This window comes from Pseudomonas sp. HMSC065H01 (assembly GCF_001815235.1).
Taxonomy (GTDB): domain Bacteria; phylum Pseudomonadota; class Gammaproteobacteria; order Pseudomonadales; family Pseudomonadaceae; genus Pseudomonas; species Pseudomonas aeruginosa.
The window spans coordinates 149,457-172,131 of the sequence record NZ_KV819834.1; the positions used below are offsets into that span (position 1 = coordinate 149,457).

26 protein-coding genes are annotated in these 22,675 nt (G+C 66.8%); 8 read left to right on the top strand and 18 right to left on the bottom strand.

All coding sequences use genetic code 11. From position 1 onward, the window contains the following. Both HMPREF3014_RS02810 and HMPREF3014_RS02815 read right to left on the bottom strand, forming a co-directional pair. A complete protein-coding gene (locus tag HMPREF3014_RS02810) occupies positions 1-222 on the bottom strand; it encodes a VF530 family protein (RefSeq protein WP_003082243.1) in 222 nt (73 codons plus the stop codon). Positions 223-322: 100 nt separating this feature from the next. Beyond that, the gene (locus tag HMPREF3014_RS02815) at positions 323-514 is read right to left on the bottom strand and encodes a hypothetical protein (protein ID WP_003109112.1); all 192 of its coding nucleotides are present in this window, start codon (positions 512-514) and stop codon (positions 323-325) included. 472 nt (positions 515-986) lie between these two features. Here HMPREF3014_RS02815 and hcuC point away from each other — a divergent pair, with 472 nt between their 5' ends. Continuing rightward, positions 987-2,753: a hydrophobic compound transporter HcuC gene (hcuC, locus tag HMPREF3014_RS02820; protein ID WP_003145485.1), complete on the top strand. Its 1,767-nt coding sequence runs from the start codon at positions 987-989 to the stop codon at positions 2,751-2,753. Between the two features lie 2 nt (positions 2,754-2,755). Here the strand turns inward: hcuC and HMPREF3014_RS02825 are convergent, their stop codons facing one another. Continuing rightward, a complete protein-coding gene (locus tag HMPREF3014_RS02825; RefSeq protein ID WP_003082246.1) occupies positions 2,756-3,091 on the bottom strand; it encodes a lysozyme inhibitor LprI family protein in 336 nt (111 codons plus the stop codon). 103 nt (positions 3,092-3,194) lie between these two features. Continuing rightward, on the bottom strand, positions 3,195-5,519 hold the full coding sequence (locus HMPREF3014_RS02830) for an LTA synthase family protein (RefSeq protein WP_023087677.1): 2,325 nt from the start codon (positions 5,517-5,519) through the stop codon (positions 3,195-3,197). A gap of 254 nt (positions 5,520-5,773) precedes the next feature. Between HMPREF3014_RS02830 and HMPREF3014_RS02835 the strand changes: the two genes are divergently transcribed. Next, positions 5,774-6,613, top strand: a complete 840-nt coding sequence (locus tag HMPREF3014_RS02835; protein WP_003082250.1) for a CvfB family protein — start codon at positions 5,774-5,776, stop codon at positions 6,611-6,613. A 9-nt stretch (positions 6,614-6,622) separates the two neighbouring features. On the opposite strand, the gene HMPREF3014_RS02840 is transcribed toward HMPREF3014_RS02835, so the two are convergent. The 5 genes from HMPREF3014_RS02840 to yfiR all read right to left on the bottom strand — a co-directional run bounded on the left by HMPREF3014_RS02840 (position 6,623) and on the right by yfiR (position 10,290). Then, positions 6,623-6,997, bottom strand: coding sequence for a hypothetical protein (locus tag HMPREF3014_RS02840; RefSeq protein WP_003082252.1), 375 nt, complete (start codon positions 6,995-6,997; stop codon positions 6,623-6,625). A gap of 106 nt (positions 6,998-7,103) precedes the next feature. Further along, positions 7,104-7,658 (bottom strand): magnesium transporter, encoded by a 555-nt coding sequence (locus tag HMPREF3014_RS02845; protein ID WP_023087676.1) that lies wholly within the window; start codon positions 7,656-7,658, stop codon positions 7,104-7,106. A gap of 274 nt (positions 7,659-7,932) precedes the next feature. Next, the gene (locus HMPREF3014_RS02850) at positions 7,933-8,439 is read right to left on the bottom strand and encodes a small colony variant regulatory network protein YfiB (RefSeq protein WP_003082254.1); all 507 of its coding nucleotides are present in this window, start codon (positions 8,437-8,439) and stop codon (positions 7,933-7,935) included. Continuing rightward, complete coding sequence (gene tpbB / locus HMPREF3014_RS02855) at positions 8,411-9,718, bottom strand: small colony variant regulatory network diguanylate cyclase TpbB (RefSeq protein ID WP_003082256.1); 1,308 nt, start codon at positions 9,716-9,718, stop codon at positions 8,411-8,413. Before tpbB ends, HMPREF3014_RS02850 begins: the two co-directional genes overlap by 29 nt. Continuing rightward, complete coding sequence (gene yfiR / locus HMPREF3014_RS02860) at positions 9,718-10,290, bottom strand: small colony variant regulatory diguanylate cyclase inhibitor YfiR (protein WP_003082257.1); 573 nt, start codon at positions 10,288-10,290, stop codon at positions 9,718-9,720. The genes tpbB and yfiR overlap by 1 nt, the downstream gene beginning before the upstream one ends. A gap of 209 nt (positions 10,291-10,499) precedes the next feature. Here yfiR and def point away from each other — a divergent pair, with 209 nt between their 5' ends. Then, entirely contained in the window at positions 10,500-11,039 is a 540-nt protein-coding gene (gene def / locus HMPREF3014_RS02865) for a peptide deformylase (protein ID WP_003112493.1), read from the top strand. Positions 11,040-11,072: 33 nt separating this feature from the next. Here the strand turns inward: def and HMPREF3014_RS34980 are convergent, their stop codons facing one another. Continuing rightward, positions 11,073-11,204: a hypothetical protein gene (locus HMPREF3014_RS34980; protein ID WP_003159768.1), complete on the bottom strand. Its 132-nt coding sequence runs from the start codon at positions 11,202-11,204 to the stop codon at positions 11,073-11,075. A gap of 132 nt (positions 11,205-11,336) precedes the next feature. Beyond that, positions 11,337-11,657: a DUF2025 family protein gene (locus HMPREF3014_RS02870; RefSeq protein WP_003082265.1), complete on the bottom strand. Its 321-nt coding sequence runs from the start codon at positions 11,655-11,657 to the stop codon at positions 11,337-11,339. 230 nt (positions 11,658-11,887) lie between these two features. Between HMPREF3014_RS02870 and dgt the strand changes: the two genes are divergently transcribed. Beyond that, a complete protein-coding gene (gene dgt, locus HMPREF3014_RS02875; RefSeq protein ID WP_003112492.1) occupies positions 11,888-13,384 on the top strand; it encodes a dGTPase in 1,497 nt (498 codons plus the stop codon). A 13-nt stretch (positions 13,385-13,397) separates the two neighbouring features. After that, positions 13,398-14,150 (top strand): SIR2 family NAD-dependent protein deacylase, encoded by a 753-nt coding sequence (locus tag HMPREF3014_RS02880; protein WP_003112491.1) that lies wholly within the window; start codon positions 13,398-13,400, stop codon positions 14,148-14,150. Between the two features lie 6 nt (positions 14,151-14,156). On the opposite strand, the gene HMPREF3014_RS02885 is transcribed toward HMPREF3014_RS02880, so the two are convergent. Then, positions 14,157-14,744 carry a DUF4234 domain-containing protein gene (locus HMPREF3014_RS02885; protein ID WP_003158223.1) on the bottom strand — a complete coding sequence of 196 codons (588 nt, stop codon included), beginning with the start codon at positions 14,742-14,744 and terminating at the stop codon, positions 14,157-14,159. Positions 14,745-14,837: 93 nt separating this feature from the next. After that, entirely contained in the window at positions 14,838-15,827 is a 990-nt protein-coding gene (locus tag HMPREF3014_RS02890; protein ID WP_003158224.1) for an aldo/keto reductase, read from the bottom strand. 134 nt (positions 15,828-15,961) lie between these two features. On the opposite strand from HMPREF3014_RS02890, the gene HMPREF3014_RS02895 reads away from it, so the two are divergent. Beyond that, on the top strand, positions 15,962-16,873 hold the full coding sequence (locus HMPREF3014_RS02895) for a LysR family transcriptional regulator (protein ID WP_003120586.1): 912 nt from the start codon (positions 15,962-15,964) through the stop codon (positions 16,871-16,873). A 35-nt stretch (positions 16,874-16,908) separates the two neighbouring features. After that, the gene (locus tag HMPREF3014_RS02900; protein ID WP_003158225.1) at positions 16,909-17,316 is read left to right on the top strand and encodes a FosA family fosfomycin resistance glutathione transferase; all 408 of its coding nucleotides are present in this window, start codon (positions 16,909-16,911) and stop codon (positions 17,314-17,316) included. On the opposite strand, the gene HMPREF3014_RS02905 is transcribed toward HMPREF3014_RS02900, so the two are convergent. Next, entirely contained in the window at positions 17,313-18,290 is a 978-nt protein-coding gene (locus HMPREF3014_RS02905; protein WP_003158226.1) for a rhamnosyltransferase, read from the bottom strand. The two genes, HMPREF3014_RS02900 and HMPREF3014_RS02905, sit on opposite strands and share 4 nt — an antisense overlap. After that, the gene (locus HMPREF3014_RS02910) at positions 18,278-19,546 is read right to left on the bottom strand and encodes an MFS transporter (RefSeq protein WP_023084971.1); all 1,269 of its coding nucleotides are present in this window, start codon (positions 19,544-19,546) and stop codon (positions 18,278-18,280) included. Before HMPREF3014_RS02910 ends, HMPREF3014_RS02905 begins: the two co-directional genes overlap by 13 nt. A gap of 312 nt (positions 19,547-19,858) precedes the next feature. Between HMPREF3014_RS02910 and HMPREF3014_RS02915 the strand changes: the two genes are divergently transcribed. After that, on the top strand, positions 19,859-20,548 hold the full coding sequence (locus tag HMPREF3014_RS02915; RefSeq protein WP_003123148.1) for a hypothetical protein: 690 nt from the start codon (positions 19,859-19,861) through the stop codon (positions 20,546-20,548). A gap of 9 nt (positions 20,549-20,557) precedes the next feature. Here the strand turns inward: HMPREF3014_RS02915 and HMPREF3014_RS02920 are convergent, their stop codons facing one another. The 3 genes from HMPREF3014_RS02920 to hchA form a co-directional block, all read right to left on the bottom strand. Then, positions 20,558-20,908 (bottom strand): DUF7079 family protein, encoded by a 351-nt coding sequence (locus tag HMPREF3014_RS02920; RefSeq protein WP_003133878.1) that lies wholly within the window; start codon positions 20,906-20,908, stop codon positions 20,558-20,560. Between the two features lie 66 nt (positions 20,909-20,974). Then, positions 20,975-21,388, bottom strand: a complete 414-nt coding sequence (locus HMPREF3014_RS02925) for a thiol-disulfide oxidoreductase DCC family protein (protein ID WP_003163116.1) — start codon at positions 21,386-21,388, stop codon at positions 20,975-20,977. Positions 21,389-21,643: 255 nt separating this feature from the next. After that, positions 21,644-22,519, bottom strand: a complete 876-nt coding sequence (hchA, locus tag HMPREF3014_RS02930; protein WP_003082292.1) for a glyoxalase III HchA — start codon at positions 22,517-22,519, stop codon at positions 21,644-21,646. Positions 22,520-22,675 lie beyond the last annotated feature (156 nt).

Below are 22,675 nucleotides of genomic sequence, written 5' to 3' on the forward strand. Positions count from 1 at the left end.
TCAGCCTTGGTTGCGCTTGAGCTGGACGTAGAGCGCCTCGACCTTTTCCCGGGCCCAGGGCGTCTTGCGCAGGAAGGCGAGGCTGGACTTGATGCTCGGGTCGTTCCTGAAACAACGAATGTCGACCCGTTTGCCAAGCTCCGCCCAGCCGTGGTGGGCGACCAGTTCGGTGAGCAGTTTTTCCAGGGTGACGCCGTGCAGTGGATCGGGATGGCCAGGCATGAAGGGCTCGGGATTCAGGCAATGAAAAAGGGGATGGAGCGTGGCACATCTGCGTGCCGGCCTGCCATCCCCTTCGTAGTCCCCGGCGAGGGGCGGGCGTTCAGCGCTTCTTGCTGATGGTGATCTGCCGCGACGGGCCGTAGACCTGGCCGCTGACGCCCTTGGCGATCTTCTGGATCTCGCCGCCGGCCTGGAGGAAGGCGGCGACCTGCGCTTCGATGGACTCGCGGGTTTCGACCGCGGGAGCCGGCTTGGCGGCTTTCGGCGCGACGGTTTTCTTCATGATGGCCATATCCGGGGACCTGTCTCTGCATTAAATATGGCCGTTCATTATAACCGAAGCGGCGTTTTATTTCATCTTGAATATTGTCGATCAGATTTCGGACGTAACCTGCTGTTTTCTATAAAGTCCGTTAGGCAATACCCGAGCGAGGCGCTGCGGCATTGGCGATCCGGCGGTGAACTGCTCGAGGTCTCCGCGGCTGGATGTTCCGCCGACCCCGGGCGACGCAGGATACCGCCAGGTGGATAACTCCCTTCGCGCATCCCGGCATGAATTCCAATGTTTGCATTAGTTGATGCGAGAAAGTTCTCCGGGCCTCTATCTCACCTATATCGAGAATAATGAAAAGTTCACGATTAGTTATCGGCTAAGTTGCCCGGATATATACGTCGATATCATCGCGCTGCCGGCCGGGGCATGCATCGCCTCGCTGCGTTCCCGGTGCTAACCTGCGGAACCCCAGCCGCCGAGCGAGCGCCGCATGCCAGCCATTCTCTCCTCCCGCCAACGTATCGCCCTGCGCCTGGCCTGGCGCTTCATGGCGCCTTACCGCTGGCGCATGCTCGGGGCCCTGGTGGCGTTGCTGTTCACCGCAGCGATCACCCTGTCCCTGGGCCAGGGCATCCGCCTGCTGGTGGACCAGGGGTTCCTCACCGCCTCGCCCGAATTGCTCAATCGCTACATCCTGCTGTTCTTCGTGCTGGTGCTCGGCCTGGCCGTGGGCACCTTCGTGCGCTTCTACCTGGTGTCCTGGATCGGCGAGCGCTTCGTCGCCGATATCCGCAAGCGCGTGTTCGACCACCTGATCGAGTTGCATCCCGGTTTCTACGAAACCAACCGTAGCTCCGAGATCCAGTCGCGCCTGACCGCCGACACTACGCTGCTGCAGACGGTGATCGGTTCCTCGCTGTCGATGGCCCTGCGCAATGCCCTGATGCTGGTCGGCGGGGTGCTGCTGATGTTCGTCACCAACGCCAAGCTGACCAGCATCGTGGTGCTGGCGTTGCCGCTGGTGATCGCCCCGATCCTGCTGTTCGGCCGCCGCGTGCGCAGCCTGTCGCGGGAAAGCCAGGACCGGGTGGCCGACGTCGGCAGCTACGTCGGTGAAACCCTCGGTCAGATCAAGACCGTGCAGGCCTACAACCACCAGGCGCAGGATCGCCAGCGCTTCGCCGGCACCGTCGAACGCGCCTTCGACACCGCGCGCAAGCGCATCGCCCAGCGCGCCTGGCTGATCACCGTGGTGATCGTGCTGGTGCTCGGCGCGGTCGGCGTCATGCTCTGGGTCGGCGGCCGCGACGTGATCGCCGGCAGCATCTCGGCCGGCGAACTGGCCGCGTTCGTCTTCTACAGCCTGATCGTCGGCATGGCCTTCGGCACCCTCAGTGAGGTGATCGGCGAATTGCAGCGCGCCGCCGGCGCCGCAGAGCGCATCGCCGAGCTGCTCAGGGCGCGCAGCGAGATCCGCCCGCCAGCGCAACCACGCAAGCTGGCGGCACGGGTGAGCGGGAGGATCGAATTGCAGGCGGTGCGCTTCGCCTATCCGACCCGTCCCGAACACTGGGCCATCGACGACATCAGCCTGGCCGTCGAACCGGGGGAAACCCTGGCCCTGGTCGGACCTTCCGGCGCCGGCAAGTCGACCCTGTTCGATCTGCTCCTGCGTTTCTTCGATCCGCAGCAGGGACGGCTGCTGCTGGACGGGCAGCCGATCGTCGAACTGGACCCGGCCGACTTGCGCCGCAGCTTTGCCCTGGTGTCGCAGAACCCCGCGCTGTTCTTTGGCAGCGTCGAGGAAAACATCCGCTACGGCCGTCCGCATGCCAGCGCCGCCGAGGTCGAGGCCGCAGCGCGTGCCGCGCATGCCCACGAGTTCATCCTGGGTCTGCCGCAGGGCTACGCCACCCACCTGGGCGAGGGCGGCATCGGCCTGTCCGGCGGCCAGCGCCAGCGCCTGGCGATCGCCCGGGCGTTGCTGGTAGACGCGCCGGTGCTGCTGCTCGACGAGGCGACCAGCGCCCTGGATGCGGAAAGCGAGCACCTGATCCAGCAGGCCCTGCCAGGCCTGATGAGCGGACGTACCACCCTGGTGATCGCCCATCGCCTGGCCACGGTACAGAGCGCCGACCGCATCGCGGTGATCGACCAGGGGCGGCTGGTGGCCATTGGTAGCCATGCCCGGCTGATCGCCGAGAACCCGCTCTATGCGCGCCTGGCGGAACTGCAGTTCGCTGCCGGCGGACGCTAGCTTCAGAGCGGCTTGTCGATGCCCGCGTACTGCTTGTCCAGCTCGTCGATACGCTGCGCGTAGGCGCGGGAGAGGCAGTCGGTGTCGCCACCGCAGCGCCGGCGCTGGCGCAGCCAGTCCTGCTGCCGGTCCTGCATGGCGCCGCGGCCGCCCATGGCGAACAGGCCGCGGAGGAAGTGGTACTTGACGCTCATCTCGACGTCCTTGTCGTTCAGCGCCCGGTTCGCGCAGATGGCCTTTTCGTCCGCTCGCTCAGCCTTTTCGCAATCGAAGCTGGCCGCTTCGGCCAGGGGCGCCAGCAGGAGTCCGCCGAGGGCGAGGAATGCCAGGTGCTTCATGCCGTTCTCCGTTTCGCCTGGTTGCTTGCGAATCTTCGACGCCCGCGACGGCGCTGGGTTCAGCGGGGAGCGCGCGGCGGCCGGGCGGGCCGCTCCGGCGCGGTCAGTGCGAAAGGATCAGGGCCTTCTGCTCGGGGATGACGGTGCGCTCCCGAGGGGCGTCCGCGCGTTCCGCTTCCTCGGTTTCGGGGCGGTTGGCGAACAGGCTTTTCAGGGTGCTCAGCAGCGGCTGTTCCTTCGCCGCTTCGGCGACCTGGCTGCGGCTTTCCACGGGTTCCGGGTTGGCCGCCGTGACCACGTGGAAGTCGCTGATCTCGATGATCCCGCGGCCCTCGGCGAGCAAGTGGAAGGAGAAGGCCTTGCGCGCTTCCGGGTTGTCGAAGGTGAAGCTCATGTCCAGCGGCTTGCCTTTGAGCAGGCGCGGGATGTCCGGTACCGGTATGGGAACGTCGCGTTCGAACTCCTTGGTCTTCAGCGTCACCCGGGCGCCGTTGCGGTCCATCTGCAAGGCGCGGATCTTCAGGGTGACCGTGGTCCTGCTGTTCTTCGGCATCTCCAGGTATTGCGCGCCGATCAGGTTGTCGGTCCAGTCGTTGTGGGTTTCCGGCTTCAGGCGGATGCGTTCGTGGGTGGCGAACTGGAACTCCTGGCCCAACTGGCCGGCCTGTTGCACGGAGTGGTCGAGGACGGCGGCGCGCTGGCTGACCAGGCGTGCCTGGCGACCGCTGAAGCGACCGAGGAACTCGGCTTCGTCGGCGATGAAGCCCTCGCTGCGGTAGCGCCGGCAGACCTGCTGGAAATCGCATTCGACGAAGGTGTCCTTGCCGTCGTGGTGGCGCAGCATGCCGTTGGTGTAGGACATCATTTCGCGGCCGCTGGCGTAGTCGCGGAACAGCGAGCGCCCGGAAATCCCCGCCGGCACGCGGTAGCCGAAATAGTCGAGGACGGACGCGGCGAGGTCGACGTGGCCGTAGACGCCGCTCTTGATCGGCGGCAGCGCCGCCTGTTCCGGTGCCAGTACCAGGTTGAAGCCCCAGGCCGAGGCGAGGCGCACCTGGTCGACACCGTGGGATTCGTCGGAAGTGAGCACCACCAGGGTGTCGCGCAACACGCCCTGTTTCTCCAGGTCGGCGAGGAAGGCGTCGATCGCGTCGTCGAGATAGGCCACCGCGGCCTGCTTGGCGCTCGGGTAGCGGGCCAGGTAGTCGGCAGGCGCCGAGTAGGGCTGGTGGGTGCCGACGGTGAGCAGGGTCAGCATCCAGGGTTTCTTCTGCTGGCGCAGCTGCTTCACGTAGGTCGCGGCGCCCTCGAAGAAGGCCTTGTCGTCCATGCCCCAGGGAAACTCCAGGTAGGACGTGTTGCGGAACCAGTCGCGCCCGAGGGTCTTGTCGAAGCCCATCTGCGGCATGACCTTGTCCTTGGCCATGAAGCGCAGGCCGGCACCCTGCAGGAAGTGCGTGCTGAAACCGTGCTGGCGCAGCTGGGCGGGCAAGCACTCCCTGGCCCGGGCCGGGTTGTTGAGCAGCTCGACGCCCTTCGGCGTGCCCGAGTCGAGCTTGCTGTAGTCGCCGCAGAACATGGCGTAGAGGCCGCGGATGGTCTGGTGGCTGTGCAGCACGTAGTCCGGGGTGGTCATCGCCCGTTCGGCCCAGCCACTCAGTCTGGGCATCGGCGCTTCGTGGTAGCTGCTGTTGATGGCGGCGCGGTTGGCGGCGATATACGCGCCGGGGATTCCCTCCATGGCCACGATCAGGACGTTGCGCGCGCGCCCTCCGCCGGCCAGCAGCGGCGTTCCGGAAAGGTCGAGCTGGTTGAGCCCGGCGACGTCCGGCGGGGTGTCCGGACGGTCGTCGGCGAGCCAGTCTTCGACCGCCAGTTGGCCACTGCTGAGCGCGCTGGCCAGCAGCTTGTGCGGCAGGTTGTACTGCTGCCATTGGTCGGCGTCGCTCGGACGCAGGTATTGCAGGCCGACATGCGCCGCCAGGAACGCCGCCGGCAGCGCGTAGGCATAGCGCGGCAGGCGCGGACCGCGGCGACGCCAGAGCAGCACGCAAAGCAATGTCGCGCCACCGAGGCCGAGCGCCAGTGGCAGGTGGGCGAGGCCGCCGCCCTGGGTGGAGCTGCTGACGAACTGCGGATCCAGCAGGTACTTGAGGTCGGAAGGTTCCGGCATGCGCCCGACCGCGCCGACCAGTTCGGCATTGCCGATCAGGAACAGGCACCAGAGCAGCATGACCGGGAGCGCGAACCACAGGGAGCGTCGATGCAGGAGCAGCACCAGCAGGCTGCCGAGGGCCAGGTCCGAGAGATAGCCGAACGGCGTCGACCAGCCGAGCCAGTAGCGGCCGGCGAGGGGAACGACCAGGAACAGCGCGGCCAGCGCCAGAAGCGAGCCGCAAGATGAGAGCCAACGGCTGAGTGGACGCACAGGAACTCCTGATGAGCGGCAGCGAGAATCCTTGATAAGGATGTTCCAAAAAAGTCTTTAGGGTTCACGATTTTGAAACATCGTTGTGCTTACTGCCAGTAGACAGTCGGCATTTGGGAAATGTCCGCGTGGTTCAGGATGTTTCGGCGCGAATGGCCGGCAAGGCGATGAGCGGCGTCGGCGTACCGGCAAAAACTTCCGCCCGCATGCGTGGCGCCCGGTAGAATGCCGCCCCTTCGACAGGGGGAGACAACATGGCGGTCATCGGGCGTTTCAATTCACTGCAGGTGGTCAAGCACACGGAGTTCGGGCTCTATCTCGACGGTACCCAGCACGGCGAGATCCTCCTGCCCAAGCGCTATGTGCCGAAGGACCAGCCCAGCGAAGTGGGCGACTGGCTCAACGTGTTCATCTACCTGGACAGCGACGACCGCCTGATCGCCACCACTCAGACGCCCAAGGTCCAGGTCGGCGGTTTCGCCAGCCTGAAGGTCGTGGAGATCAACCGGATCGGCCTGTTCCTCGACTGGGGCCTGCCCAAGGACCTGCTGCTGCCGCATTCGGAAGAGAAGCGTCCGTTGCAGGTCGGCGACTACTGCGTGGTCTACGTCTACCTGGACAAGCGCACCAACCGCATCACCGCCACCGCACGCCTGGACCGCCAGCTGGACAACCTGCCGCCGCGCTACAGCGTCGGCCAGGCGGTCGACCTGCTGGTGGTGGAGCGTACCGAGATGGGCTTCAAGGCGATCATCGAGGGCAAGCACTGGGGCCTGATCCACAAGAACGAGGCGTTCAAGTTCCTCCGCAGCGGCATGCGCGAACAGGGCTACATCAAGGAATTGCGCGCGGACGGCAAGATCGCCCTGAGCCTGCAGCCGGTCGGCGCCGAGGCCGCCGTCGAGCTGAGCCAGCAGATTCTCGCCCGGCTGCTGGAGGCCGGCGGCAGCCTGCCGCTCAGCGACAAGAGTTCGCCGGAAGATATCCACCGGCTCTTCGGGGTCAGCAAGGGGACCTTCAAGAAGGCCATCGGCGGCCTCTACAAGAAAGGCCTGATCCTGATCCACCCGGAACGCATCGAACTGCCGCGCTGAGGTTTCCGCTCAGGGCTGGAGGAACGGGGCGAAGTCCAGGCCAGCGCCGCCGGGGCGGACGTCGCGCAGGCGCTTGCCGGGGTCCGCGCTCAGCTCCAGGCTGAGGGTCGGCCGGCGGGCGTTCTTGTCGCGCAGTTCCAGGCTGTCCTGCTGCTGGCGAAGGAAACCGGTGGGCACCTTCAGGTGCTCCACTGCATCGCCGGCCGGGTTCGCCAGCAGCAGGTTGAGGAACTTGCCGGCCTTCAGTTGGCTGAGCGGAATATCGAACCACCAGACGTTCTTGCTCTTGTTGAAGCGGGCGAGCAGGGTGTTGCCGGCATCCAGCACGGACATGCCCAAGGCCTGGTTGAGCTGTGCGATGGCTGCCGCTTTATCGAGTTTCATGGAGTTTCCTGACGGGCCGCGCCGGCCGGGATGGCGGGCGGGTAGCCGGATATTCTAGCAGCCGGAGGGACGCCGCAGGACCTGCGCGGTGCGCAGGCCCCGCCGCTCAGACCATCCGCCGGAACTGCCGCCAGCGTTGCTGCCAGCCCAGCAGCAGCGGAGAGACCGCGGGGCCGGTGCCGGCGTCCTGCAGGCGCGGGTGGTGGCTGACCACGTTGACCAGGATCGGCTCCTGGGCGTTCTTCACATCGACGAAGAACAGGTGCTGCCCCTGGTGCAGGCGTTCTTCGAAGGGGCGGAAGGCGCGGTTGGTGCGCTGCAGGCCGAAGAAGCTGCCTTCCCACAGGCAGAACGCGCAGAGCACGGCGCCGAGGAAGATCACCGGAATCCAGCCGGCGGCGGTTTCCGTCCAGCCGCTGGCATAGGCGAAGGCCACGGCGACGATGGCCAGGACGAGGCCGACCAGCAGGCCGACACGGCCGGAGCGGACCACATCCTTCTTCATGAACGGAGAGACTTCGTGCAGATGGCGCTGGCCGGTCTTCGCGTCCTTTTCGCTGAGGACGTGGATCTGCTCGGTGGCGATGCCGCTGGCTTCCAGTTCGGCTTCGAGCCGTTCCAGCTCGTCGAGGTTGTCGCTGATGTAGTAATGCCGGTTCATGGCATGCCTCCCATCGTCTGACGGCCTGTTCCTTGGGCGAACAGGCAAAGGTCGATACCCCCTGTCGGTGAATCCCGGAGCACCCGCAAGCGGCAGGTCGGCCGGGATTGTCGGTTTCTTGCGCAGCATTCAGTCTAGCATCCGCGGCAGCGGCGGCCGGTACGCCGGTCTGCTGGCTTCTTCCTTCAACATAGGCCGGAAGCGGGGTAGTGGCGGGGCCGGGCGATGGACGGGCCAGGTACGGGTGGGCCGTACGCAGCCCGCGAGCGCAGGATTACTCGGCGGGAACGATGATGGCGACGCGGCGGTTCTCGCTGCGGCCGGCGCGGGTCTTGTTATCGGCCACCGGCTTGCTCATGCCAAGGCCGCGGACCTCGATGTTGGCCGCCGGCATGCCGGCTTCGCGGAATACCGCGGCCACCGATTCGGCGCGCCGTTCGGAGAGCTTTTGATTGTAGCCTTCGTCGCCGTAGTTGTCGGTGTGGCCTTCCAGGCGGACCTTGTCGATGTCTACCGCGAGCAGGGCGCGGGCGATCTTGGTCAGGGTGTTGCGGCTGTCGGGATTGAGACGGTCTAGATTGTTGCCGAACAGCACCTTGCTCGACATGCCGAACTCCCAGCCTTCGTCGCGGAGTTCGAAGCCCTGCTCCTGGAGCACGGCGATCTGCTCGGCGCTCAGGCCGGTCTGCGGCGGCTTGGTCTGGCAACCGGCCAGGCCCAGCACAAGGCTGAACAGGGCGAGGGCAAGCAATCTACTTGGGTGGAGCCTCTGGGGTAGCACTGTCTATCTCCTTTTCTTCCTGAAGGATGCGGGGGTCGTTGAGTTCCGCCAGGCGCCTGCTGCCGCGGGCCTGGCGCTTGGCGATGTACATCGCCATGTCGGCGTCGTGGAGCAGCGCCGCCGGGGTATCCGCATGCTCGGGATAGAGGGCGATGCCGATGGTCAGCGAGGTACTCACCGTGCTGCCGTCGCTGAGCCGGATCGGCGCCTGCATGCTGGCGATGATGTTGTCGGCGATGCGCAGGGCGTCGGCGCCGGACGCCAGCGGTGCGAGCAGGACGGCGAATTCGTCGCCGCCCAGGCGCGCCACCAGGTCGCTTTCGCGCAACTGCCCACGGATGCGCATGGCGATGTTGACCAGCACGGTGTCGCCGGCGGCATGGCCGAGGCGGTCGTTGATCTCCTTGAAGCGGTCGCTGTCGATGAACAGCACCGCCAATTGCTCGCGATGCTCGTTGGCATCGCGCAGCGCCCGGCTCAGGCGGCCTTCGAAGAAGGCGCGGTTGGGCAGGCTGGTCAGGCTGTCGTGGTGGGCCTGGTGCGCCAGCGAGGCGTTCTCGTCCTGCAGGCGCGCCTGCCAGGATTCGAGTTCGTCGAGCAGGGCGTTGAAGTCCTCGCCCAGTTGGCTCAGCTCGGCGATGCCGGCTTCCGGTACGCGCTTCTCGAAATCCCGTTCGCGGCGCACGGTATGCGCGACCTTCGCCAGTTGGTCGAGCGGGCCGACGATACCGCGTACCAGCCGCCGCGACAGGTAGAAGGCGCCCAGGGCGGTAAGCAGCAGGCACAGGACCATGCCGGCGAAACCGGTGAGCAGGAAGCGCAGCAGGCTGCCGCCGGAGCCCTTCACCTCCACCGAACCGATCTTCTGGCCGTCGTGCAGGATCGGTTGTTCGGTCGGCGCGCTGAGCAGCCAGTGCGCCAGTTGCTGTTCCAGCAGGTGCAGCGGCCCGGTGCTTTCCCGATGCCAACTGGCCAGGGTCTGTCCCTGGCGGTCGTAGACGATGGCGCTGGAGACCTCTTCGCTGGAGGCGATCAGCGCCAGGGACTCCTCGGCGGCCTGGGCATCGCCGAAGACCACCGCGGCTTCGACGGTATAGCTGATGGAACGGGCGATCAGTTGCTGGTTGGGGTCGGCATAGGCGCGCAGGGTCAGCAGGCCGACCAGGGTCACCGCCAGCCCGGCGGTGAATACCGCGACCAGCGCCACGCCCAGGTGCGCGCGATAGAGCACCCGGCGCAGCGATGGATTGGAACCCGTATAGCGACGACGACGGTTCATCACGGAGTGGCCTGCCGCCTTGCCAGTTTCAATACGCTCGGGTGCACGCGTACGCCGCTGCGGGCGATGGAGTCGAGATTGGCCTCGAAGGTGATGCGCGGGCCGCCGACGTTGAGGCAGAACATGCTGCCGACGCTGCATTCGGTGCCACGCTCGCTGATGGACAGGACCGGATGCCCGGCCAGGCTGCGGAACACCTGCTGGCGCTCGCGCTCGTCGACCACTCCGAGGTAGATCACGTTGCAGAGCGTGCCGAGGTCCGGGTTGTCCACCGCGCGGCGTTCCGCATGCACGCGCCTGCCATTGGCCTGCACCATGCCGCGGAGCAGGCCGTCGGCGTACTCGGTCGGTCCGACCACGCAGAGTTGCAGGACCGCCGGCTCCTTCGGCCAGCGCACGTAGCTGAATATGCCCAGCAGAACCTGGCTGACCGCATTGCTGCGTTGCTCGACCGACGTCCGTGCGTCGTCCGCCCACAGGCCTCCGCCGCCCAGGCAGGAAACCGCCAGGACCAGGCAGGCCAGGGTGCGCCTGTAGAGGTCGAGGGGCTGCAAGGTGGGCAACGAAGGCAAAAAGGTTTCCTCCAGGAAAACGTAGCGGGGTGGCACGACTGGCCAGTGTAGTCGGTGTGCGGCGAATATTACCGGATGTGCCGGGAAAGAAAGCCGTTCGGTGTCAAATCAATGGCGCAATTGCCGGAGATGGAAGCGCTTTGCGTCTTGTCCTGTCTGGTTTTCTGGCTGAGCATGTAGGGCGTTACTGACCTTTATCAGGGGGCGGCATGATCCGGGAAATCCTCAAGATGGGTGACGAGCGCCTGTTGCGCATCGCGCAGCCGGTGCCGTCCGAACTGTTCGGCAGCGAGGAGCTGCAACGGCTGATCGACGACATGTTCGAAACCATGCATCACGTCGGCGGGGTAGGGCTGGCCGCGCCGCAGATCGGCGTCGACCTGCAGCTGGTGATCTTCGGTTTCGAGCGCAGCGAGCGCTATCCGGACGCCCCGGCCGTGCCGCCGACCATCCTGCTGAACCCGCGGGTCACCCCGCTGGACGACGAGATGGAAGAGGGCTGGGAGGGCTGCCTGTCGGTGCCGGGGTTGCGCGGCGCGGTATCGCGCCATCGGCGCATCCGCTACCAGGGCCTGGACCCGCAGGGACAGCCGATCGACCGCAGCGTCGAAGGGTTCCATGCGCGGGTGGTGCAGCACGAGTGCGACCACCTGATCGGCCGCCTGTATCCCTCGCGAATCACCGACTTCAGCAAGTTCGGCTTCACCGAGGTGCTGTTCCCCGACCTGGACCCCGCCGCGGACGATTGAGCGGTTGCGCCTGCGGCTCTGCTCCGGCCTGGCTCAGCTCCGCGATGGGGTGCCGAGCGGCACCGCCGGAGCGTGTTTTTTCGCTCGTTTCGCCAGGCGTTTCTCCTGGGCGGTTTTCAGCGGTTTCCTACGAGTTTCCTTCTTCGCGTTCAGTCCCTTGCTCATGGCGTTCACCTCACCACGCAGCACCTGCGTGGCGCGCCGGATGGCCGATGGCGTCCGCGGCGCCGGACGGCGGCGGACGCTTCCAGCATAATGCGTGGCGCAGCGCCCGGCGCGGGCGGCGATCGACGGCGCTCAGCGCAACTGGCGTTGTGCGGTGATTTCCGGCAGGTCCTGGCGGCGCAGATAGACCAGTAGCGGCTCGCCGATGTTCAGTCGTTCGTTGATGTTCTGTTCCAGCAGGATCTGCAACTGCTCGCGGCCCAGGCGCATGACGTCGTCGCGTACCGAACTCCAGACGAACTCGCTGGTGGGCGTGATGCTGTCGTCGGCGACGTCCATGCCGAAGGAGTCTTCGCTGAAACGCACGATGTAGCGGCCGGTCTTGCGGTTGAAACCGACGAACCCCTTGAGGGCATCGGCGGCCTGGCAGATGTCGGTGGATGTGATGCTCATGCGGAACCTCCCTGAACGTTCCTGTTTCTCTGGGCGCACGCATGATCGGCGGCGCCCCCGTTCTGCGGCGGGGGTCGCTGGTGCCGAGCGGGGTATTCTGCCAGTTGCCGCCGCCCGGGGAAGAGGACGGATCGCGAACGGTAGTGGGACGGATTGTCGCGACCTTGGTTAAACCGCCGCCACGCGCTAGGCTCGGGGTTCGCAGCCGACCGAGTGGAGAACAGCGCCAGATGCCAGGGGCCGTGGATTTCAAGGAGCGGATATCCCGCCAGCGTCCGCACGACAGGGAAACCTACGGACATGCCGGGAATACCGATCTGCAAGACATCGTCTACCAGTTGGAAAGCGACCGCGGGCGCATCGTCAATTCCGCCGCCGTGCGTCGCTTGCAGCAGAAGACCCAGGTCTTCCCGCTGGAGCGCAACGCGGCGGTGCGCAGCCGCCTGACCCATTCCCTGGAAGTGCAGCAGACCGGGCGTTTCATCGTCCGCACGCTGTTCCGCCAACTGGGCCCGCGTGCCGCGGAGGTCGGCCTGGACGGGCTGGAAGGCGCGCTGGAAAGCCTGGTGGAAATGGCCTGCCTGATGCACGACGTCGGCAATCCGCCGTTCGGTCATTTCGGCGAGTACGCCATCAACGACTGGTTCGAACGCAACCTCGACGCCCTGTTCGAGCGCCGCATACCGCCGGGCCAGGGCGACGGCCTGTTGCAGCAGCGCATGCTCACCGACCTCAAGCATTTCGAAGGCAACGCCCAGGCCATCCGCCTGGTGGTGAAGCTGCTGCGCCTGAACCTCACCTACACCCAGACCGCCGGCCTGCTCAAGTACGTGCGTCCGGCCTACGAGCCGAAGCCGGACAAGGCGGCGGCGAACCACTACCTGAACAAGAAGCCGGGCTTCTATCTTTCCGAGGAAGCCTTCGTCGACGAACTGCGCCGAGTCCTCGGCATGCGCCCGGGCACTCGCCACCCTGTGGCCTACATCATGGAAGCGGCCGACGATATCTCCTATTGCCTGGCCGATATCGAAGACTCGGTGGAAAAAGGCATCCTCGACATCCGTCAATTGGCGGATCTGCTGGTGAAGAAGTTTGCCGTCCACCATTCGCCGGACGCGCCGATTCCCGGCGACGCGGACAACATGAGCTTCCAGCGGATGGTCGACTACTCGCTGGAAAAGGCCGAGCGGGAGCCGATCAACAAGGTCAGCGAATTCTTCATCCGCCTGCGGGTGAAAATGATCCACCCGCTGGTCCAGCACGCCGCCCAGCAGTTCATCGACAACTTCGAAGCGGTTCATGCCGGCACCCTCGGCCGCGCGCTGATGGAGGACGGCAGCCTGCCGCACGCCATCGTCCAGACGTTCAAGGACGTGGCCATGGAATGGGTGTTCTGCCATCCGGAGGTGGAAACCCTGGAATTGCAGGGCTACCGCATCATTCAGGGGTTGCTGGATTTCTACGCGCCGCTGCTGCGCCTGCCGGCCGAGGAGTTCCAGGCCCTCGCCGAAGGTCGCCAGGCCGCCGCGCCGCATCCGCAACTGCTGGTTCGGCGCCTGCCGAGCCAGCAGATCAAGGCTTACCTGGAGGCCATGAAAGGTGTGGCGGAGGACCCGTTGCAGCGGCAGTGGGAGTTCTACCACCGCTGCCGCATGCTCCAGGATTTCGTCAGCGGCATGACCGACCAGCATGCCCAGGACGAATACCGCGCGTTGTCCGCGCTGTAAGCGGAGGAGCGAGATGCGCGCTGTCGTCGAACTGCTCGCCGGCGCCCGCCGCCTGGTGATCTTCACGGGCGCCGGGGTGTCGGCGGAAAGCGGGATTCCCACCTTCCGCGATGCCCTTGGCGGTCTCTGGGCGCGCTACGATCCGGCGGCCCTGGCCACGCCCGCGGCCTTCGCCGACGATCCCGCGCTGGTCTGGGGCTGGTACGAGTGGCGCCGCCTGAAGGTGCTGGGTGTCCAGCCGAATCCCGCGCACCGGGCGATTGCCGCATTGAGCGGACGAATCGCCAACACCCGGCTGGTCACCCAGAACGTCGACGACCTGCATGAACGCGCCGGCAGCCGCGACGTCCTTCACCTGCATGGCAGCCTGCACGCGCCGCGTTGCGCAACCTGCGCGGCAGCCTACCGGGACGCCTTGCCCGATTCGGTCGAGCCGGAAGAGGGACGACGGATCGAGCCGCCGCGTTGTCCGGCCTGCGGCGGACAGGTCCGGCCGGGCGTGGTCTGGTTCGGCGAGGCGCTGCCCGAGGCGGCGCTGCGCGAGGCTTTCGCCGCGGCCTGCGAGTGCGACCTGTTGCTCAGCGTCGGCACTTCCGGCGTGGTGCAGCCGGCGGCGCGGATACCCGGACTGGCGCTGGAGCACGGTGCCAGCGTCGTGCATGTGAACCCGCAACCGGTGCGCACCCGCCATCCGCGCGAACACTGTCTCGTCGGTCCGGCTGGCGAGGTGCTGCCCGAACTGTTGCGCCGGGCGTTTCCCGGCTGAGGCGGCTCAGCCCTGGGACGAGCCGAAGAGGATCACCGCGGAACCGATCAGGATCAGCAGCCAGTAGAGCGCGCCGAGCACGATGAACAGCAGGTTGTAGCCCGAATAGCCGGCGTTGCCCGTGCCCTGCGGGTCGCCGCTGGCGAGGTTGGCCTGGCGCTGGATGTTGCGCATCGGGATCAGCGGCGTGAGCAGCAGCAGGAGCGAGGGCAGCGAGTAGGGCTCCAGCGCGGGGACCACGTCGGTGAGATGGCTGATCAGGTTCGCCGCGACCGTCAGCAGCACCGCCCAGGTCGCATCCTCGCTCGGGCTCCATAGTGCCTGGCGCTCTTCCGGCAGGGCCTGGTGGATCCGCCGGGCGAGGGCGTGGAAAAAGAAGATGCCGAAGATCGCCCGCCATACCGGGCTGATCCGCCGCTCCATCTGCGGTTGCTGGGCCTTCCAGTGCTTGTACATCCAGTACACGCCGTACAGCCCCAGGGTGAGGAGGAAGAGCACGCTCATCTTGCCCAGCGAGGTGACGAAGAAATGCGCCCGCTTTGCGCCGCGGGTTTCCACCAGGGGCGCTTCCGGGGTCTTGTAGACGTTTTCCATAACTGATCCGGCAGTCCTTGAGAAAAACCGCCATTTTGCCTTCCGCCGCTCCGTCAGGCCAGCGGCCAGGGGCGTGCCGCCCCGGCCGTCCGATCAGGCGTTGCGGCTGGGCGGCGCCATGAACTCGGGACCGACCGGATCCTGGATGGTCTCGGCGAGGATCCACTCGATGCGGGCCATGGCCTCGTCGTCCAGGCGCCAGCCGAAGGCGTCGGCGATGCCGTTCAACTGCTCCGGCTTGCGCGCCCCCCACAGCGCCACCGTAGGGCCGCGATCGAGAATCCAGCGGATGGCCAGGGCCAGCACCGACTTGCCATAGCGCTCGCGAGCCAGTTCCTCCAGTTGCGCGACCGCTGCCAGGTACTGGGCGAAGCGGGGCTGCTGGAACTTCGGGTCGGACTTGCGCAGGTCGTCGCCATCGAAGCGGGTCTCGGCGTTCATCCGTCCGGAAAGCAGGCCGCGGCACAGCGCTCCGTAGGCCAGCACGACGATGCCGTTACGCTCGGCGTAGGGCAGCACGTCGGCGTCGATGGCGCGCTCGAACAGGTTGTAGGGTGGCTGCACGCTGGCCAGCGGAGCGAACTGGCGGAACCCGTCCATCTGTTCCGGCGAATAGTTGCTCACGCCGATGGCGAGGATCTTGCCGTCGCGGCGCAGGCGCTCCAGTTCGCCGGCGGTTTCCTCGTGCGCCACCAGCGGGTCCGGCCAGTGAATCTGGTACAGGTCGATACGATCGGTCTTCAGCCGCCGCAGCGAGTCCTCGACCTCCCGGCGGATGCGTGCGGCGGAGGCGTTGCGGTGGATGCCCGCGTCGCTCCACTCCAGCGCCGCCTTGGTGGCGATCACCGCCTTGTCGCGCAGGCCCTGCAAGGCCTTGCCGACGACCTCTTCGGAATGGCCGAAGCCATAGACCGGCGCGGTGTCGATCAGGTTGATCCCGGATTCCACCGCACGCCGGATGGTTTCCACCGACGTCGCGTCGTCAGCGCCGCCCCACATCCAGCCGCCGATGGCCCAGGTGCCGAGGCCGATGCGCGAGACCGGCGTGTCGATACCCTCGATGCGAATGCTTTCAACGCTCATGGAAATACTCCTGCAGATCGGGAAAACGCTTGCCGGCAATGCGCTCGGCGGCACGGAGCGATTACTCTAGATCACCCGAGATTGAATGTGGCTCAATGCTGCATTGACCTCCGAGAACTGCCAGGAGCCCTGGAATGCCGGCTTTCACCCGTTCCGAACTCGCCGACCTGAACGTCTTCATGACCATCGTCCGGCGCCGCAGCTTCCGTCACTCAGCCCAGGAGCTGGGTGTCAGTACCTCGGCGCTGAGCCACAGCATGCGCAATCTCGAGGCGCGGCTCGGGGTGAAGCTGCTCAACCGTACCAGCCGTTCGGTGGTGCCGACCGATGCCGGTAGCGCGCTGGCGGCCAAGCTGGAGGATGGTTTCCAGGTGATCGGCGAGGCGCTCGGCGAGCTCGATGCCTATCGCACCTCGCCGGTGGGCCGGCTGCGCCTGAACGTGCCGCGCGATGCCTCGCGGCTGCTGCTGGGGCCGGTCCTCAGGCGCTTCACCGAGGCATATCCGGACCTGCAACTGGAACTTTCGGTGGAGGACCGCATGGTCGACATCGTCGCCGACGGCTACGACGCCGGCATCCGTTACGGCGGCACGGTGCCCCAGGACATGGTCGCGGTGCCATTGACCGGGGAGCTGCGCTGGGTGGTGGCCGCGTCGCCCGATTACCTGGCGCGCCACGGCGTGCCCCAGCGGCCGGACGACCTGTTGCGGCACGCCTGCATCCGCATGCGCCTGGGCGACAACTCGTTCTACAAATGGGAACTGGGCGACGGCGAGCGGATGGTCGAGGTCGACGTGCCCGGCCCTTTCAGCGTCAACGAAAGCAATACGGCGGTCGCCGCGGCCCTGGACGGCATTGGCCTGGCCTACTGCCTGGAAGTGGGAATCGCCGAGGAGCTGCGTAGCGGCCGGCTGCAACTGGTATTGCCCGACTGGACCTCGATGGGCGCGCCGTTCTGCCTCTATTATCCGAGCCGACGCCAGCCGCAACCCGGCTTGCGCCAACTGATGGAAATGATCCGCGGCGACTGGCTGGGGCGTGCCTGAATCGTCCTCCCGCCAAACCTTGCAAGGAGCCCCCCATGCTCACCGGTCTCAATCACCTGACCCTGGCGGTCGCCGACCTGCCGGCCAGCATCGCCTTCTACCGCGATCTTCTCGGCTTTCGCCTGGAGGCGCGCTGGGACCAGGGCGCCTATCTCGAACTGGGTTCTCTGTGGCTGTGCCTGTCCCGGGAGCCGCAATGCGGCGGGCCGGCCGCGGACTACACGCACTACGCCTTCGGCATCGCCGCCGCGGATTTCGCCCGCTTCGCCGCGCAGCTGCGCGCGCATGGCGTGCGCGAATGGAAGCAGAACCGCAGCGAGGGCGATTCGTTCTACTTCCTCGACCCGGACGGCCATCGCCTGGAGGCCCACGTCGGCGACCTGCGCAGCCGGCTCGCGGCGTGCCGGCAAGCGCCCTATGCGGGAATGCGTTTCGCCGACTAGGCCTTGGCCTTGCCGGGAACTGTGGGCGCCACCGCCGGACCGGCGAGGCGCTTCAGCAGGCGCGGGCGGTTGGTCTCCAGCGCGCCGCCGCGTCCCCGCAGGCCGTCCCACAGGCCCCAGCCCAGGCAGCGCAGCTTGAGCAGCTTGTCGCGTTCGAGCAGGAGCACCGCGAGGCCCTGGGTCAGGGTCGGCAGGTTCGCCAGCAGGGCCAGCGGCGAGGACCGGGCGTAGCGGCGCAGGACCAGCAGGCCGTTGCGCGCCAGGTAGTAGCGGCGCAGCGGGGCGTGGTTCATCGCGCTGAGGCTGAGACCGCCGAGGCGGCGGGTCTTGCGCGTGCCGATGCGGTGCTCGAGGACCAGCCGTGGGTCGACGTACAGGGGCACGTCCAGCGCCTGGGCGCGCAGGCTGTATTCGGTGTCCACGTGGTCGATGAACAGTTCCTCGTCGAAGTGGCCGAGGCGCTGGTAGGCCTCGCGGGTCAGCAGGCAGCCGGAGGAGATCAGGAACGAGGTGCGCTGCGGGGTCGTCAGGCCGTCCAGAGACAATTGCCTGAGCGTCAGTCCGTCGAGATGGATGGCCGGCAGGAAGCGCCGGTCACCCCGGTCGAAGATCCGTGGGCCGAGCAGGCAGGCCTGACCGTTGCGCGCCTGCAGGTTGCGCCACTGGGCGGCGAGGAAGGCGCCGCCGGGACGGGAGTCCTGGTCGAGCAGCAGCACACCCTGCACGCCACGCCGGAACAGCGCGTCGAGCCCCTGGTTGAAGGCGCCGGCGATGCCCTGCCGGTTGCCGTGGTGCAGCACGGCGATGCCTTGCCCGCGCAGCCGGGCATTGCGCTGCGGATCGCTGTGCGGTGAGTTGTCGACGGCAAGGAAGCGCAGTTGCGGAAACGCCGCCGCCAGTTCGCCAAGGTGTTCCAGGTCGTCGTCGCCAGGATTGAACAGCACCACCAGCACGCCCATGTCTATCCGGTCCATGATCGTTCTTCTCCCGTAGGTCGAAGTTGCCAGGCCAGGACCAGCCCGGCCAGAACGAGAAGGGCGCCGGCGAGGAATGGCGCGCCGGCCAGGGGCACTGGCGCGAGCGGACCGCTGCCCCAGTGGAACAGGCCGCTCATCAGCGGCGGACCGACGATCGCGGCGAGGCTCATCAGGCTGCTCAGCACGCCCTGCAACTCGCCCTGGCGGTCGACCGGCACGCGGGCCGAGAGCAGCCCCTGCATGGCCGGGGTGGCGAGGCTGCCGAGCGCGAAGGGCAGCAGCGCGCAGACCAGCCAGAATGACGAGTCGACCAGGGCGAACAGCAGCAGGCCGCAGCCTTGCAGGGCGAGGCCCAGGCGCAGCAGGCGGGCGTCGTCCAGGCGCCGCTTGCAGAGGTTCACGCCGAGGGTCTGGGCGAGCACCGCGAGCACGCCGTAGAGGGCCAGCGAGTAGCCGATCCAGGCGCTGCTCCAGTGAAACTTCTCGATCACGAAGAACGGCCAGACCACCATCACCGCCTGCAAGCCGAGGAATACCAGGGCAAGCACCGCCAGCAGGCGTCCGACCCCCGGTTGCCGAGCCAGGCCGCTGATCGAGCGCAAGGCATTCATCCGCCTCGGGTCCAGGCGGCGGCGTCGCGTCGGGGGCAGGGTTTCCTCGAGGAACAGGCCGGCGAGCAGGGCGTTGAGCAGGCACAGGCCGGCGGCCAGCAACAGCGGCAGCGTCGTGCCGTGCACCGCCAGCAGCCCACCGAGGGCGGGGCCGAGGATCATGCCCAGGGCGAGGCCGGCGTACAGCCAGCCGAAGTGCCGGGTGCGCTGCCCGTGCGTGCCGAGGTCAGCCGCGCAGGCCATCGCGGTGGCCACGCTGGCGCCGGTGAGCCCGGCCAGCGCGCGACCGAGGAACAGCATCCAGAGGCTGTCGGCCAGCGCCAGCAGCAGATAGCTGAGGGCGAAGCCGAGCATCGCCAGGACCAGGACGGGGCGGCGTCCGAAGCGGTCGCTGAGGCTGCCGAGGACCGGCGAAAAGAACAATTGCAGCAGCGCGAAGGTCATCACCAGGGCGGCGCCCCAGGTGGCCGCGTCGCGGATCGCCAGCGGCGCCACGCTGCCGATCAGCGTCGGCAGCAGGGGCACGATCAGGCCGACGCCAGCGGCATCCAGCAGGCAGGTGAGGAACAGCAGAGGCAGGACGCGTTTCGCGCCGGGACCGTGTTCCCGCGTGGCGGAGGGGCAGAGGCTGGTCGTGGACACGCCAGGACCCTCCCGGCGAACACAGGAAATCCCGATCCTGGGACGCCAGCGAGGGCAAGGGAAACTACCGGAATTCACAGGTTCGACGAACGGTCGCGGCAACGCCGGCGGGCGGCGTGATGTCATAATGATGCGACCCGTGCGCCAGTCGGGTATCCTTGCCGGCCTCTCAACGTTGTTTCCTAACGATATTTTCCTCCTGTCGCGAGCAAAGGGATTTCAATGACGCCCAGAAAAGGAAAGCTACCTGCCGTGCTCGCCTGCATGGCAGCGCTGGCGGGCTGCAACATCAACCCGGCGAACCAGGGCTCGGTGTCGTCCTGGTTCTCCATGCGCGCCGGCGATCCGCCCAGCTTCGTCACCGGCGTGGTCGGCTTCGAGAACACCGGCAGCAACGACCCGTCCACCCGCCTGACCCTGCGTTTCCGCGATCCCGCCTCCAAGACCCATGCGGCCCACGTCACCACCTCGTCGTACTCCGAGCTGTTCAGCCTCGCACTGACGCCGCGCTACTACGAGCTTTACGAGTTCGAGGTGAGGTACCTGTCCTATACCGTCACCCGCGAGACCGGTGCGTACGAGGAGCGCTGCGAGGCCAACGGCGAGGCGCTGGAGAAGACGGTCCGGAAAAGGAAGCGCAGCGTCACCCACACGGCGGTAAACGTGGAGTCCAACTGTCGTTCTACGCCGCTGACCAAGACCGACTACTACTACGAGACCTATACCTCCAAGCCGTTCTCCGCGCCGTTCCGTGCCGAGAGCTTCGCCACCAACTACATCGGCGACTTCCGCGTGCAGTGCAGCTACAAGGAGAAGAAGGGCAAGACCCTCGTCGACAGCTGCCGTCTCAACTACGGCGCCGTCAGCCGCGATCGGGTGGACGCCTGGGTGGCGCAGATGAACGAGGCAGACAAGGACAAGCGCGAGCCGCTGCCGCCGGTACGCCAGCAGGCGGTCGACACGAAGAAGGCCGGCAAGCTCATCCATTCGGTATTTCGCTGAGGCGCTCGCTCAAAGAGCGCCGGCGATCGCGCGCCAGGTGTCGGCGTATCGCCATCGCAGCCAGGCGACCAGGCAGCGCTCGTGCCAGCGTCGCAGGGCGCTGCTCCTTTGCCGCGCCAGGCGTCGCTCGATGGCCTCTTCCAGCCAGGCCTCGTCGAAGGCGGTCCATACCGCCGGAGCGGGGCTGAGCAGGTTGCCGTGGCAGACCGGCGCCACTTCCTCGAAGAACAACCGCTCCAGCAACGCCGGGTCGACGCCCTTTATCCGCCGGGCGATATCCTCGGGCTCCAGGAGAGTGTCGACGAAGGCGTCGGATAGCGCGTGGCGCAGTCGTCGGCGTTGGCTCGGGTCAAGGGCCATGGCAAGTATGGGTCCGCAGGCTGGTGCGCAGGCAGCATAACCCGCCACGGCCAGCGTGGAGAGGCGTCAGGCTCGACGGGGACGCCAGGAGCGACGACGAAGGGGTGGGCGCTGGCGGCCGAACCAGCGCCAGCGGTTGCGCCGTAGCGCCTCGTGGCACTCGTCGCGCAGCCAGGCTGGCAGCAGGCGCAGCCAGCGCAGGTGACGCCAGGGGCCCGGCAACAGGCGCAGCACCTCGAGCAGGGCATCGTTGTCGTCGCAGGCGTAGGCGCCGTCGACGAACAGCCAGGTGTCGAAATGATCGGGTGCCAGCCCGAACCAATCGAGAATCGCCAGGCCTTCGGCGGACTGCGCGGCAAGCAGCTTCAGCCGGTGGTCGGCGCGGCGTGCCAGGAAACCGCTCCAGAGCGTGCAGAAGCGGCAGTGCTGGTCGTACAACACGACCTTGTCGCCGGGCTTGAGGTACGGCGGCAGTGACATGAAGGGCCCCCTTGGGTTCGGCTTTGTGCGCAAGCCCGGAACCGTAACGGCGGGAAGGGAGGACGACTAGTCGGGGTGCTGTCAGAGTTTTCTTTCTGTGCGGTCATCGATTCGTCTTTCGCCGGACGGCGCCGGGCAACGCGCCATTCCTCTTCCTGAAGGACGATGCTGCGCCAGGCCGGTTTAAGTTCGATGACGCCGGGACGAACGGGAGATGTCCCCGTCCGTGGGGCACGGACGGGGCGCGGCGGGGAATCAGCGGGCGAACGCTTCGAGAAGGGTCTTGGCGGCCAGCTTGCCAAGGTTGTTGGAGGCCAGCGGGCTGTCGCCGGTGAGCAGCTTGCGGTCGCGGTGGACCTGGCCGGTGATGCCCTTGTTGAGGATCTTCACCCCGAGCTTCTGCAGGTTCTCGCCCACCAGCCAGGGCAGGGGACCGGGCATGTAGCCGATCTCCAGGTTGGCGCCGGTGTCCAGGGCGTCGGGGAACACGCAGATCTCGTAGCCCTTGAACGGGTAGTCCTCCGGCTTCTCGTCGACCGCCGGTGCCAGCAGGCAGGCCGGACCGTGGCAAAGGGTGATGATGTAGCGGTCCTTGGCGAGGAAGGCATTGAGCAGCCGTTTCACCTCCCGGCTGTGCGGAATGCCCGCCAGCACGCCGTGGCCGCCGGGAACGAACACCGCGGCGTACGGCGAGTCGTCGGCGACGGCCTGCTCCAGGAGGTCGGCGAGCTTCCGCGGCGCTTTCAGCTTGGGCAGGTACTTCGCGTAGATGCTCTTCACCGCCTCGTCCTCACCGGGCATCGCCCACATCTCCAGCTTCACCGGGTTGCCGGAGAGCGTGGCGACATCGAACTCGAAGCCGGCCTTGTCCAGGTGGTACATCGGCAGGAGCATTTCCACCGGGTGGTTGCCGGTGGAGAACATGCTGCCGTTCTGCATCAGGATGTAGCGTTCGTCGGTACCGATCATCAGCACCTTCTTGCCGCCCTTGTACGGGGTCGGGTAGTCGGCGCCGTCGAAGTCGGTCTTTGCCGAGGTGTACTGGCTCAGGGAATAGGGCGAGGGAAAGAACGCGTTGTGCTCGGCGTGGTCGGGCGTCGGGGTTCTGCTGGTATCGCGCTCGTTGCTCATGGCTCGTTCCTTTCTGCGTGATGGAGGTCGTACCAAGACGATAGGCGGGGTCGCCGGCCGGCGAAATAGGGGAAATCCCCTAACCCACGATCGGTCGCCTGAGGGTTTTCCCCTATGGGCTTTTGCCGGCAAGCCGGGGATCATGCGGAAAAAGCC